Origin of the sequence: Tepidiphilus olei (assembly GCF_006980705.1) — a bacterium.
In the GTDB taxonomy this organism is placed as follows: Bacteria; Pseudomonadota; Gammaproteobacteria; order Burkholderiales; family Rhodocyclaceae; genus Tepidiphilus; species Tepidiphilus olei.
The window spans coordinates 254,588-267,921 of record NZ_SBHO01000001.1 but is presented as its reverse complement, the minus strand read 5'-3'; the positions used below and the strand labels follow the sequence as shown (position 1 = coordinate 267,921).

The 13,334-nt window shown below is 63.8% G+C and carries 12 protein-coding genes and 1 pseudogene; 6 read left to right on the top strand and 7 right to left on the bottom strand.

What is annotated here, in order from left to right; genetic code table 11:
* Window positions 1–171 precede the first annotated feature (171 nt).
* From xseA to tal, 4 genes are all read left to right on the top strand, one after another.
* Window positions 172–1,527, top strand: coding sequence for an exodeoxyribonuclease VII large subunit (xseA, locus tag EPD80_RS01320; protein WP_142808792.1), 1,356 nt, complete (start codon window positions 172–174; stop codon window positions 1,525–1,527).
* A gap of 68 nt (window positions 1,528–1,595) precedes the next feature.
* Window positions 1,596–2,183 carry a superoxide dismutase gene (locus tag EPD80_RS01315; RefSeq protein WP_142808790.1) on the top strand — a complete coding sequence of 196 codons (588 nt, stop codon included), beginning with the start codon at window positions 1,596–1,598 and terminating at the stop codon, window positions 2,181–2,183.
* A gap of 19 nt (window positions 2,184–2,202) precedes the next feature.
* Window positions 2,203–2,991: a pseudouridine synthase gene (locus tag EPD80_RS01310; protein ID WP_221928765.1), complete on the top strand. Its 789-nt coding sequence runs from the start codon at window positions 2,203–2,205 to the stop codon at window positions 2,989–2,991.
* Entirely contained in the window at window positions 2,988–4,073 is a 1,086-nt protein-coding gene (gene tal, locus EPD80_RS01305) for a transaldolase (RefSeq protein ID WP_142808786.1), read from the top strand. The genes EPD80_RS01310 and tal overlap by 4 nt, the downstream gene beginning before the upstream one ends.
* A 55-nt stretch (window positions 4,074–4,128) precedes the next feature.
* Here tal and EPD80_RS01300 read toward each other — a convergent pair whose 3' ends face one another.
* From EPD80_RS01300 to EPD80_RS01280, 5 genes are read right to left on the bottom strand one after another with little or no spacing between them, the layout of a single operon-like run.
* Window positions 4,129–5,997 (bottom strand): chemotaxis protein CheA, encoded by a 1,869-nt coding sequence (locus EPD80_RS01300; RefSeq protein ID WP_142809331.1) that lies wholly within the window; start codon window positions 5,995–5,997, stop codon window positions 4,129–4,131.
* A 51-nt stretch (window positions 5,998–6,048) separates the two neighbouring features.
* Entirely contained in the window at window positions 6,049–6,882 is an 834-nt protein-coding gene (gene cheZ / locus EPD80_RS01295) for a protein phosphatase CheZ (RefSeq protein WP_142808784.1), read from the bottom strand.
* On the bottom strand, window positions 6,882–7,292 hold the full coding sequence (gene cheY / locus EPD80_RS01290) for a chemotaxis response regulator CheY (RefSeq protein ID WP_142808782.1): 411 nt from the start codon (window positions 7,290–7,292) through the stop codon (window positions 6,882–6,884). Before cheY ends, cheZ begins: the two co-directional genes overlap by 1 nt.
* A gap of 22 nt (window positions 7,293–7,314) precedes the next feature.
* On the bottom strand, window positions 7,315–8,280 hold the full coding sequence (locus EPD80_RS01285; RefSeq protein ID WP_142809329.1) for a chemotaxis protein: 966 nt from the start codon (window positions 8,278–8,280) through the stop codon (window positions 7,315–7,317).
* A 22-nt stretch (window positions 8,281–8,302) separates the two neighbouring features.
* On the bottom strand, window positions 8,303–9,277 hold the full coding sequence (locus EPD80_RS01280; protein ID WP_142808780.1) for a chemotaxis protein: 975 nt from the start codon (window positions 9,275–9,277) through the stop codon (window positions 8,303–8,305).
* 152 nt (window positions 9,278–9,429) lie between these two features.
* Here EPD80_RS01280 and EPD80_RS11550 point away from each other — a divergent pair.
* Together EPD80_RS11550 and EPD80_RS11545 are read left to right on the top strand one after the other, a co-directional pair.
* A pseudogene (locus tag EPD80_RS11550) lies at window positions 9,430–10,092 on the top strand (methyl-accepting chemotaxis protein); the annotation flags it as partial.
* 51 nt (window positions 10,093–10,143) lie between these two features.
* Window positions 10,144–10,656 carry a CZB domain-containing protein gene (locus EPD80_RS11545; RefSeq protein WP_260677336.1) on the top strand — a complete coding sequence of 171 codons (513 nt, stop codon included), beginning with the start codon at window positions 10,144–10,146 and terminating at the stop codon, window positions 10,654–10,656.
* On the opposite strand, the gene EPD80_RS11310 is transcribed toward EPD80_RS11545, so the two are convergent.
* A complete protein-coding gene (locus EPD80_RS11310) occupies window positions 10,589–12,235 on the bottom strand; it encodes a chemotaxis protein CheB (RefSeq protein WP_185957664.1) in 1,647 nt (548 codons plus the stop codon). The genes EPD80_RS11545 and EPD80_RS11310 overlap by 68 nt on opposite strands.
* Entirely contained in the window at window positions 12,232–13,326 is a 1,095-nt protein-coding gene (locus EPD80_RS01265; protein ID WP_142808776.1) for a flagellar motor protein MotB, read from the bottom strand. The genes EPD80_RS11310 and EPD80_RS01265 overlap by 4 nt, the downstream gene beginning before the upstream one ends.
* Window positions 13,327–13,334 lie beyond the last annotated feature (8 nt).

The window sequence follows — 13,334 nt, the reverse complement described above, 5'->3', positions numbered from 1 at the left end:
CTTGTCGCGGTAGGAAGAACCTCACTTTGCCACATTTTTCATCAAAAAAATTACACATAAAAATCAATAGTTTACAAAAACATGCCGAGAAATCAAGCGCTTCTGTTCCGATGCTACCGTTGCATGACAGAAAGCGTCTCGTTGGGGATGAAACGCAGTACAATCGCGCGCATGAGCCCCGATTCCACCCCCTTCCCGCCACCGACCGAAACCGTCGGCCAGCTCACACAACGCATCAAAGACTGCCTGGAAACGGGTTTTGCCGAGGTCAACGTCATCGGTGAGATCTCCGGCCTCACCCTCGCCACTTCCGGACACTGCTACTTCACGCTCAAGGACGAAGTCGCGGCACTGCGTTGCGTCCTGTGGCGGCGACAGGCGACGGCCTTCGCGCGGCTACTCGCCGAAGGGCACAGCGTGGAGGCGGCTGGTCAGTTGAGCGTCTATGCCCCCCGAGGCGATTACCAGCTCGTGGTGCGCGGTCTCAAGCCGGCCGGCGCCGGCCTGCTGTGGCAGCGTTTCCTGGCCGTCAAAGCCAAGCTCGAGGCCGAAGGACTCTTCGCCACCGAAAGGAAGCGCCCACTGCCGCGTCGGCCGCGCCGCCTCGCGCTCATCACCTCACCGGCGGGAGACGCCATCCACGACGTGCTGCGCACGCTGCGCCAGCGCGCGCCCCTCATCGAGATCGTGCTCTTGCCCACACTGGTGCAGGGTGCGGAAGCACTGGCACGAATGGCGGCAGCGCTTGCCTTGCTCGGCGAGAACGCAGCGCGCCTTGGCATCGAAGCGGCGCTGCTCGTGCGCGGCGGCGGCAGCCCCGAAGATCTCATGGCCTACAATGACGAGGCGCTCGCCCGCGCGATCGCGGCGAGCCCCGTGCCGATAGTGAGCGGCGTCGGGCACGAAGCCGACGTGACCATCGCCGACCTGGTGGCCGATGTGCGCGCCCCTACGCCCACCGGCGCGGCGATGCTGGTGAGCCAAGGCTGGACCGAACTGCCGCTCGAACTCGATCTGCTGATGCGGCGCCTGCAGCGGGCGCTGCGCGAGCGCCTGCTCACCGAAAACCAGCGGCTCGACCGCCTGCAGCTGCGTCTCACGCACCCGGCGGCGCGCCTCGCGCAAGCGCGCCAGCGGCTCGAAGGGTTCCATGCTCGACTCACGGCGGCGCAGCGGCGCACGCTCGCCGAGTCACGGCTGAGGCTCGATGCCCTGCACCGGCGGCTTGCCGCCGCCCGACCGACGCTTGCCGGACATCGCGCCCGGCTCGACGCATTCGCCCAGAGATTGCCTCGGGCGGCGAGGCAAGCCCTGGAAGCCCCGCACCACCGTCTGGAGCGGCTCGAAGACCGCCTCCACGCGCTCGACCCCAAGGCGGTGCTGGAGCGCGGCTATGCGCTGGTGAGCGATGCCTCCGGCCAAGTGCTCACGAGCGCGGCGCAACTCGCCACGGGACAAGCCATCCGCCTCGAATTCCACGATGGCCGTGCCACGGCCGAGGTTGTCGGGGTGGAAAAGTCCGACTAAAATGCTAAGGGTTTCCTCATCCCCTCGCCGGCCCGAACGCCGGCCCTTCACGCAAAGGAGAGAGCAACATGGAACACAAACTGCCTGAACTGCCCTACCCGAAGAACGCGCTTGCCCCCTACATCTCCGAAGAGACGATGGAGTACCACTATGGCAAGCACCATCAGACCTACGTCACCAACCTCAACAACCTCATCAAGGGCACCGAATACGAGAACATGGACCTCGAGTCCATCGTCAAGAAAGCCCCGGCCGGCGGCCTGTACAACAACGCCGCACAAACCTGGAACCACACCTTCTTCTGGCACTGCATGAAACCCAACGGCGGTGGTCAGCCCAAAGGGGCGCTGCTCGATGCCATCAAGGCCAAATGGGGCAGTTTCGATGAATTCAAGAAAGTCTTCCATACGAGTGCCGTCGGCAACTTCGGCTCCGGCTGGACGTGGCTGGTGAAGAAAGCCGACGGCTCGGTCGACGTGGTCAACATGGGCGCGGCCGGCACGCCGCTCACCACGGGCGACACGCCGCTGCTGTGCATCGACGTGTGGGAGCATGCCTACTACATCGACTATCGCAACCGCCGTGCCGACTTCGTCACCGCCTTCCTCGAACACCTGGTCAACTGGGATTTCGCGGAGCGCAACTACGCCGCCTGACGTTCTGAATCCCGCGCTATTGGAGCACGACGAGCCCTCGTTCCTCCATGAGGACGAGCGGCTCGTCGCCGTTTTCAAGCCCTCGGGCTGGCTCGTCCATCCCACCGAGCTCGACGCGCGCGAATCCCGCGTCCTGCTGCGCTGGCTGCGTGATCGCCTCGGTCGGCACGTCTTTCCCGTCCATCGCCTCGACAAACCCACCTCCGGGCCGGTGCTCTTCGCCCTCGATGCGGCCACTGCCGCCGCCTTGGCGGCCGACTTCGCCAACCGGCGCGTCGCCAAGCGTTACCTCGCCGTGGTGCGGGGACATCCGCCCGAAACCCTGACGATCGATCGGCCGCTGTCGCGCATCGCCCGTACCGTCCCCGGGCCGCGCGATGCCGAAAAAACCGCGTGCACCGAGGTACGGCGCCTGGCCACGATCGAACTGCCCTGGCCCAACGACCGCCACCCCACCAGCCGCTACGCGCTCGTGGCCTGTTATCCGGACGGAGGACGCCAGCACCAGATCCGCCGCCATCTGCGTCATGCCGGCCATCCCATCATCGGCGACACCACCTACGGCCACGGCTTGCACAACCGCCTGTGGCGCGAACGGCTGGGCGTGTCGCGCCTGTTGCTCACCTGCTGCGATCTGACGGTGCGCCCGCCCAGGAGCAGCGCGCCGCTCGTGCTGCACGCGCTCGATGCGACCTTCGCCACCCTCGCCCGGCGGCTCGGCTGGGAAGAGGCGCTCTCCTTCGTCGAAGCGCCGCACGAAGATGATATGCTAAGGGCGAAGATTGCCGCCCTGGAAGACGACCCATGACGACCCGAACCGTGCTGCATCAGATCCTCGAACTCGGCCAACAGATCTGGCTCGACAATCTCTCGCGCGACCTCCTCGAGGGCGGACGGCTCGCCCAGCTGCTGGAGATCGGCGTGAGCGGCATCACGACCAATCCATCCATCTTCGAAAACGCCATCGCCAAGAGCCCCCTCTATCGGAAAGACGTCGACGCCTTGCGCCGCGCCCCCTTATCGCCCCTGCAGCGGCTCGAGCAACTCACCTTCGCCGACGTGCACCGCGCCTGCGACCTGCTCCTCCCCCTGTGGCAAGCATCGGGCGGCGAGCGCGGCTACGTGAGCCTGGAAGTAGACCCCGGGCTCGCGCACGATGCCGACGGCACGATCGCTGCCGCCCGGCGGGTGCATGCCGCCATCGAACGCCCCAATCTGCTCGTCAAGATTCCCGGCACCGTCGCTGGCGCCCAGGCCCTGGAGGCGCTCGTCGCCGAGGGGATCAACGTGAACGTGACGCTGCTCTTCTCGCGCACGCAGTACCGCCGCGTTGCCGAGTCCTACCGGCGGGGTCTCGAGCAGCGCCAGGCAGCCGGTCTCGCGCTCGCACCCATTTTCGGCGTGGCGAGCCTCTTTCTCTCCCGGCTCGACACGGCCGTGGATGCGCTCCTGGCCGAACGCGCGCCCGAACACCCCGACTGGCAAGGAAAGACCGCGGTGGCTTTCGCCAAGCTCGCCTACCAGGATTTCCTGGGCCATTTCGCCGAGGACGTCTTCGCCTCCTTGCGCCGCGCCGGAGCCCGGGCGCAACGCCCGCTCTGGGCGAGCACCAGCACCAAGAATCCCGCTTACCCCGATCTGCTCTACGTGGAACCGCTGGTGGGGCCGGAGACGGTCAATACCCTGCCCGAAGCGACGCTCGCGGCGCTCCTCGATCACGGCAAGGCGCGCGGCGCGACGATCCTCGAAGACGTCGAAGCCGCTCGAGCGCACTGGGAACGGCTCGCCCGGCTCGACATCGACCTCGAAGCGATCGGAGAGGCGCTGCAGCAGCAGGGTCTGACCCAATTCGAGGCCGCGCAGCAGCGGCTCCTCGAGCTCCTTGCCTGAAAGGAAAGCGGCGGGCACCGCCCGCCGCTTTCCCATGCAGTGATCCCTTCTCGTTTCAAGCAGAAACGGGGGCTTTCTTCGCTTCGAGCGAAGCCTTGCTCACTCCCTTGGTGCCCGTACCGGTCTCGAAGAGCTCTTTCATGTCGAGGATCAGAACGATCTGGCCGTTCGAGAGGATGGTCACCCCGGCCACGCCTTTGGGGCGGAAATCCTCCAGCGACTTGATCACCGCGTCCTCGCGGCCCGCGAAGGTGTCGATTCCGAGGATGAAGGAGAATTCGGCCATCTGCATGAGCACGCCATAGGCCGGGGCACGTTCCAGCCTCCAATTGAGGAGGTTCGCCAAGGGCAGGATCGGGAGCACTTCCCCGCGCACGAAGAGCGTCGCCCGCCCACCGACCTCGCGCACCTCGTCGAGATGGATCGGCAGGATTTCGCGCACCATGGAGAGCGGCACGGCGAAGGGTTGCTCGCCCAGGCGCACGAGCAACACCGGTAGGATCGCCAAGGTGAGCGGCAGATTGATGATGAAGGTGGTGCCGCGCCCCACTTCGGAGCGCACGTCGATGGTGCCGTTGAGCTTGGTGATGTTGGTGCGCACCACGTCGGTGCCCACACCACGACCGGAGACGTCGGAAATTCGATCGGCCAGAGAAAAACCGGGCAGGAAGATGAGATTGAGGCTTTGACGCTCGTCGAGGCCGTTGGCCTCTTCCGGCGTGATGAGCCCTTTCTCCACCGCCTTGGCGCGGATTTTCTCGGGATCCATGCCGCGGCCGTCGTCGGCGACGATGATGACGATGTGGTCCCCCTCCTGCTTGGCGGCCAGCGTCACCGTCCCCTGTGGCGGCTTGCCCACGGCAATGCGTGCATCGGGCATCTCGATGCCGTGATCGACCGCGTTGCGGATGAGGTGGATGAGCGGATCGGAGAGATCCTCGATCATCGTCTTGTCGATCTCGGTCTCTTCCCCCTCGATGACGAGTTCCACCTCCTTGCCCAACTGCCGCGCCAGGTCGCGCGCGATGCGCGGATATTTCTGGAAGAGGCGTCCGATCGGCTGCATGCGCGTCTTCATGACGGCGTTTTGCAGATCGGAGACGAGCAAATCGAGCTGATTGACCGCCACGTCGAGCGCATGCAGCGTATCCGGATCGGTCTTCCCCGAGAGGATGTCGCTTCTGAGCGCCGTGAGGCGGTTTTTGGTGAGGCCGATCTCGCCGGCGAGATTGAGCACTTGATCGAGCCGGGCGGTGTCGACCCGGATCGCCGTCTCGCGCTGCATCGTGTCCTTGCGGCCCAAGGGCACCGCGGCGCGACGCCCTGTAGGCACCGGCACGGCCGGTTTCCCCTCCCCGGTATTGGTCTGCTCGGCGCTTTCCTGCTTGCCTTGCACGCTCTCCTCGGCGTCGCCCTTCGCCTCGACAGGCTCATTTTCATCATTCGTCACCACGGCGTGCAAACGCTCCCAATCTGGCTCGGCCGCGCCCGGCTGCTGCGCATTGGTTTGGGTGGTGCCTGCGGCCGGCGGCTCACCGCTTCGTTCCAACTTACCGGCAATGGCCAAACGCAGGCGTTCGAGCAATTGCGGATCGGCCGGTGGCGGCTGCACACTACGCTCGAGATAACCGAACATTTCGCGCACCGCCGCCGTGGCTTCGAGGATGACGTCCATCAGCGCCGGGCTCAAATGCAGCTCGCCGTTGCGCAGCTTGTCGAAGAGGTTTTCGGTGAGATGGCACAAGGTGACGAGTTCCTGTGCCCCCAAAAAACCCGCTCCCCCCTTGATGGTATGGAAACCGCGGAAAATCTCGTTCAATAGGGCCCGATTTTCGGGGTTGCGTTCGAGTTCGACCAGCTTGTTGTCGACCCCCGAAAGCAAATCCTCGGCCTCGACGAGAAAATCCTGCAATAGATCCTGCATTCCGGCAAAGTCGCTCACGGCCGTTCTCCCTTACTGGTTGCCGAGGCCGTTTCAGAAGCCCAGGCTCTTCAACAAATCGTCCACCTCTTCCTGCGAGGTGATCACCCCTTCCTTGCGTGAGTCGATCACCGGCCCGTTCATCAGCGACACTTCGGCCACCTTCTTCGGACGCGACTCTTCCGGGATCGCCTCGATGAGGATCTGCAGCAGCTCCGTCTCGATACGGCCGACGATCTCGATCACTTTCTTGATCACCTGCCCCGTGAGATCCTGGAAATCCTGCGCCATCATGATTTCCATGAGTTGCTTCGTGGTCGCATGCGAGGTGTCGGCCACATCGGCGAGGAAAGCCCTCGTATCGTGCGCGAGCTGGCGGAATTCCTGCGGCGAGAGACGATTGGCGAAGAGATCGTCCCAGCGCTTTTTCAAACCCTCGGCTTTCTCTGCGAGCGTTTTCTGCAGGGGGATGGCGATGTCGGTGGCGTTGAGCACGCGCGAGGCGGCCTGTTCGGTCAACTGCGCGATGTAGCGCAAGCGCTCTCTCGCGTCGGGCACGGCTTGGGCCGCCTCGGCCACGACCGTTTCGCAGCCGAGCTCCTTGAGCGCCTCGTGTAACTGGCGCGCCACTTTACCGAGGCGCTGGATGATTTCATCATGGGGTACGTGCATCGGCTCGGGTGCCGCAGCAGAGGCGTTGGCCTGCATGCCACTTTTTTCGGTCGCGCTGAACTGCTGAGCCACGGCGTCGAAAAGCGCCTGCAGTTCCTCATTGTCTCCCTCCACCGGCTGCTCGGGTTCGGACACGTTCCCCGCCGAACCGACGATACTGTCGAAGAGCGCCTGGAGCTCGTCGCTGTCGCCGCTCTGGTCGGTTTTTTTGCTCATTACGCCGATCCTCCTGCGGGTTGTTTGCCCATTTTCTCGAAGATGCGGTCGATCTTTTCGGCCAAGACCGCGGCCGTGAAAGGCTTGACGATGTAGCCGGACGCCCCGGCCTGTGCCGCAGCGATGATGTTCTCTTTCTTCGCCTCGGCGGTGACCATGAGCACCGGCAAGTGTTTGAGTTTCTCGTTGCTGCGGATCTTGCGCAGCAGCGTCAGCCCGTCCATGTTGGGCATGTTCCAATCGGTGATGACGAAATCGTAAGGTTGGGATTCGAGCTTGTGCAGCGCCGCCACCCCGTCCTCGGCTTCGTCCACGTTGGTATAGCCAAGCTCTTTCAAGAGGTTGCGCAAGATACGACGCATCGTCGAGAAATCATCCACGACCAGGAAGCGCGTCTTGTCGTCCGCCATCGAATATTCTCCGTTATCGTGTTCAGCGTATCAGCAAAGGCCGTAAGGTCTCGGCCAACATCTGTGCGTCGAATTTTTCCACATAACCATCGACCCCGACCCGCTCACCCATCGTACGGTTGGCCTGAGAAGTGAGCGAGGAATACATGATCACGGGTATGCCATCGAAACGGGGATCGGCCTTGATGTTCTTGGTGAGGACGTAGCCGTCCATCTCGGGCATCTCGGCGTCGGTGAGGATCACGTCGAGCTGGTCGCGCAAAGGCGTTCCCGTCTGCTCGGCGAAATTGGCCATGCTCTGCAGGCGCTCCCAGGCTTCCATGCCGTTGTTGGCATGCGTGTGCTTCACGCCGAGCTTGTCGAGCACTTCGGCGATCTTCTTGCGCGCCACGCTCGAATCGTCGACGAAAAACACGTGCCGACGATGACCGTCGGGAATCGGCAAGATCACGCCGACCACCGCCTCGCCGAAGGTCTTGGCGAGCACCGCCTCGACGTCGATGATCGACACCAATCGCCCATCGGGCAACTCGGTGATGGAAGTGATCATGCCATGCACTTGAGAGGAGACGTTTTCCGGCTCACGTACCTTGGACCACTCGACACGGATGATGCGATCGACCGCCTCGACGAGAAAACCCAAGGTCTTGCGGCAATATTCCGCCACCATCATCGCCGGGGCGATACGATCGTCCATGGGTGCGAGCTCCATCACCTTGGCGAGCGACACCACCGGGATCACGTTGCCGCGCAGACTCACCAGCCCTTCCACACCGGGTGGTACGTTGGGTGCGCGCGTGATGAAGGGGGTGGCCATCACTTCCCGCACCTTGAAGACGTTGATGCCGAAGGTTTCGGACGTCCCGAGGGAAAAGAGCAGGATCTCGAAGCGGTTCGAGCCGGCGAGCCCCGCACGCGCCTCGATCTCTTCGAAACGCTCGGATGCCTTCTCGGCATCGGGGTCGACCAGTTCCGGTTCGATCAGCATGGGTTCGGACGGATTGGCCATTTCAGCCCTCCTTGACGGTTTCCTGACGTTTGGCGAACAGACGCTGCAGCGTCTCGGCGAGTTCGCGCGGATGGAATTTGGGGACGTATTCGTCGACCCCTACCGATTTGCCCAGATACTGGTTCTGCATGCCGGAGAGCGAAGAATGCATCAGCACCGGCACGCCGGCAAAGCGCCGGTCCGATTTGATCTTTTTCGTGAGGATGAATCCGTCCATCTCGGGCATCTCGATGTCGGTGATCACGGCGCTGACGAAGTCGGTGATGGGGCGTCCGGTGTTCTTGGCCCGCTCGGCGGCTTTTTCGAGATTCTCCCACGCGATGCGACCATTGACTGCACCCACGTAGCGCACCCCCATCTTCTGCAGGGTGCGCTCGATCTGCTCACGCGCCACCGTCGAATCATCGGCGAAATAGACGGTGTATCTGTCACCGTGGGGAATCGGTTCGATGCCGGCGTAGAGATCTTCTTCTTCGTCATACTTGGTGATGTCGGAGAGCACTTTCTCCACGTCGAGCAGCATCACGAGGCGCCCATCGGACAGCTCCGTGACCGCGGTCACCAACCCTCCCGTCTTGGCGGTGAGCATCTCGGGCGGCACCCGGATCTGAGACCAATCGAGCCGCAGGATGGTATCGACCGATTCGACGAGAAACCCCTGCACCTTGCCGTTGTACTCAGTGACGATCATGATGTTGCGCTCGCTGCCGGGCTCTACCCCGACGTATTCGCCCAGATCGACCACCGGCACGAGCACCCCCCGCAGGCTCACCACCCCCTTGACGGCGGGCGGCATGTCGGGCGCGGCCGTGATGGGGGGCGTCTTCATCACCTCGCGCACCTTGAAGACGTTGATGCCGTAGGTTTCACGTCGCTTCGTGACCTTGCTCACCCCCAAAGTGAAGAGGAGGATCTCGAGCTTGTTGGTGCCGGCGAGCTTGGTACGCTCGTCGATGCGTTTGAGTAGGTCGGACATCGCGCCACTCCCGGGAAGGTTTCCATAGTTTATATTACGGCATCGCCTTCACGAACTTTAGGAGAATTGCGGCCTTTTTTTCGGCCTATTTTTCCTCAAGTTCTACCGAAGCTTGCCGTAATATCCTCCCATGCCACCCTCAGGAGAAAGCCATGTTGTTTGGCGACAAAAATCGTGTGCGCGAACTCGAGTCCCGCATCCAGTCTCTAGACGAAGAGATTCGCCGAAAGGAAAACGAGCTCTCGACCCTGCGTCGCCAGCTCGAAGAAGCCCAGGCCGAAGCCGAGCGCTGCCGCTGGGAGAGCAACGCCATGCGCCGCGTGAGCGAGGAGCTCAAGGCCTTCCAACAATCCTTGACCCAGGTTCAGGGCAGCGTCGGCACCCTGGCGGAACGCAGCGAGGAAGACCGGCTGACGGCCGAACAGGCCTTCGAGCGCGCCGAGCACAGCCGCGAAGTGGTCGAGTCGATCGCCACGAGTCTGCGTCAGCTCGCCGATCGTTCCCAGCACGCGGCGCAGAAAGTAGGGGCGCTCGATGCGCGGGCACAAGAGATCACCGGCATCGTCAACCTCATCCGCGAAATCGCCGATCAGACGAATCTCCTGGCGCTCAACGCCGCGATCGAGGCAGCGCGCGCGGGCGAGCAAGGGCGCGGTTTCGCCGTGGTGGCCGATGAAGTGCGCAAACTCGCCGAACGCACCTCGGTGGCGACCGCCGACATCTCGCGCCTCGTCGAGCAGATCCGTAACGACAGCGGCTCGAGCCGTGAGGCCATGACCGAACTCGCCGCCGAATCGAACCGCCTCAGCACGGAAGGAGAGCAGGCAGCCCAGGAAGTCGAGGCCCTCGAAGAGCTCGTCGAACGCATCGAGCGTTCGGCAGGTCTGGCGGCGCTGCGCAGCTTCTGCGAACTCGCCAAGATCGACCACATCCTCTACAAATTCGGCGTCTATCAAGTGGTGCTCGGCGTGAGCGACAAGGCCGCCGCGGAATTCGCCAGCCATCAGAACTGCCGGCTGGGGCGCTGGTATTACGAAGGGCGGGGCAAGGAGTGCTTCAGCGGTTTCCCCGGCTACCGCGAACTCGAGCGCCCCCACCGAACGGTGCACGAAGCGTCCCAAGAAGCGTTCGCAGCCTTGGCGCAGAAAGACGTCGATCGCATCGTCGAGGCCATCCACCGCATGGAGGTGGCGAGCCTCGAAGTCATGCAGGGGCTCGATCACCTCGTGCAAGGGGCGGAGCAAAATGCTGAATTGCTTGGCTGCATCAACAAAGGAGGCGAGAGCGCCAAAGATCCCAAGAGCGCCAAACTCACGACCGCGGCCAAAGCATCCGCCGCTGTGTCACCGCCCGCAAAATCGCCGGCGCGATCTCGGTGAGCGGCAGCACCTCGCGGGCGGCGCCCAGGCGCACCGCCTCGCCGGGCATGCCCCAAATGACGGCGCTCGCCTCGTCCTGAGCGATGGTGTGGGCGCCAGCCTCTTTCAAAGCGAGCAAGCCCTGGGCGCCGTCGCGCCCCATGCCGGTGAGCAGCACCGCCACCGCCGCCTGTCCCACGGTCTCGGCCGCGCTGAAAAAAAGCACGTCCACCGACGGGCGATGGCGATTCACGGGCTCGCCGCGGTCCAGCCGCAGCATGTAGCCGTTCCCCTGACGTTCGAGGCGCAGGTGCGAATGCCCCGGCGCCACCCAAGCCCGGCCGCGCACCAAGACTTCTCCGTCTCGCGCTTCACGCACGCGCAGGGCGCACACTTGATCCAGCCGCTTGGCGAACGAGGCGGTGAAATGCTCCGGCATGTGCTGCACGATCAACACGGGCGGCGCGTCGGCCGGCAGCGCTTGCAGCACCGCCTTGATCGCCTCGGTGCCTCCGGTGGAGGCGCCGATGAGGATCACCGGATCGCCGACGCGAACGACCTCTTCCTGCGCGCACGAAGCCGCCGCAAATCCGCCTCGGCCCGTGTCACGAACGAAAGACAGCGACCGATCGAGGGAAGGCGGATCGGCCCTTTCCTCTCTCCGCCTACTAGACGGGGGATTTTCCTCGCCACGGCGGCGATAGATGGTCCGACCCAGCGGCTCGAAGGCATCCGTATCATGGAGCAGATTCTCCGAGTGTCCGAGGTAGAGGTAACCACCTGGCCGAATCAAAGGCACGAAGCGCTCGATCACGTTGCGCTGGGTGTGGCGGTCGAAATAGATCAACACGTTGCGGCAGAAGATGGCATCGAACGGCCCTTGCACCGGCCAGTGGGTTTCGACGAAATTGCACCGGGCAAAGCGCACGAGCGCTCGCAGCTCGGCGCGAATCTGCCAGCGCCCGTCCGCGAGGGCAATGAAATAACGGGAACGCAAACTAGGGTCGATCGCCTCGAGCCGCTCGGCAGCATAGATACCGCTGCGTGCCTCCTCCAATATCTGAGTGTCGAGATCGGTGGCGAGGATGTCGATCGGGGGATCGAGCCGCCCCCAGAGCTCGCAGGCCGTCATGGCGATAGAATAGGCTTCCTCGCCGCTCGCACAGCCGGCCGACCACAAGCGAGCCCCGGGACGCTGCCCGAGCCAGGTGCGCAAGTGTTCGAAATGATGCGGTTCGCGAAAAAAATACGTCAGATTGGTCGTGAGTGCATTGATGAAGGCTTCGAGCTCCCGCTCGTCGCTGCGCACCCGTGCCAGGTAGTCGGCGAAGCGCTTGAGCCCCAGGGCGCGCAGACGGCGCGACAGACGCACATAGACCATGTCGCGCTTGGCCTGCGTGAGCGCGATACCGGCACGTTCGGCCACCAGGGCCCGAACGGCGGAAAAATCCTCCTCGGTGAATTCGAACTCGCGCGCGGAGTCGGCTCTCGAAACGCTGGCAAGCCGTTCGATGCTGCGCCGCGCTTCGGCGATACGGTCCAGCGCCGTACGTGGCGACGACTCACCCCTCCCTTTTTCACGATCCCAAGGCGCACTCATGGCTGCACGAAGTCGGGTCGTGGTACCGGAAGATCAGGACGTATCGTAGGACGAGGAGGGGAGCTCGTCACGGGCCAGGACACCGCAGTTTCACGGGTTCGCCATTCACGCTCGACATCTTGTTTGAGCACGATGATACTGATACGTCGATTCTGTGGCGCGTATGGATCGTCGGGAATGAGCGGGGAGGTGTCGGCCATGCCGACGACGCGGAAAATCTTGGCTGGATCGAGTCCGCCAGCGATGAGCTCACGCCGGGCGGCATTGGCCCGTTCGGCGGACAGCTCCCAGTTGGACATCCCTCGTCCGTCGCCCGCGAAGGGAGTCGCGTCGGTATGTCCGGCGATGCTGATGCGGTTGGGCAGATCGTTGAGCGTCTTCCCGATGGCGCGCAGCAAGCGCCGCATGGACTCCTGCACCTGGGCGCTCCCCAGAGCGAACATGGGACGATTCTGGACATCGACGATTTCGATCAACAGACCGTCGTCGGTGATGCGCATGAGGATCTGATCCTTCATCGCCCGCAGGTTCGGGTCGGCCTCGAGGATCGCCTCCAGAATCGCCCGGGTACGCTCGAGCTGTTGCAGCTCGCGCAGTTTGTCGCCGCTGAGGCCAACCCCGACGCCGCCGCTGCCACTGCCGCGACCCGGCACGGGCGATGCCTCGCTGAGCGGACTGCCGGCCACCCGCCCCTGTCCACCTTCGGCCACTTCCACGTCCGAGCGGCCGCGCGTGAGCGACGCACCCTCCCCGCCTTCGCGCGGTGCGGCGCTGCGCTCGCTGAGCGTCTCGCCGCGTTTGACCTGTCCCACCCGCCGAGTCAAATCCTCTCCGCCACCGGGAATGATCCGCTCCGCATCACCTGCGCCCGACCCGCCTTCACGCGCCACCTTGAGCGGATTCTGAAAGTACTGTGCGATGCCTTCGAGATCACCCTGTGCAGTCGAGCCGAGCAGCCACAGCAACAGGAAGAAAGCCATCATGGCGGTGACGAAGTCGGCATAGGCGACTTTCCAGGCGCCGCCGTGGGCGGCCCCGCCGCCCTTTTTGATACGCTTGATAACGATGGGTTGTTGACTTTCGTCGGTCATCGCATCCC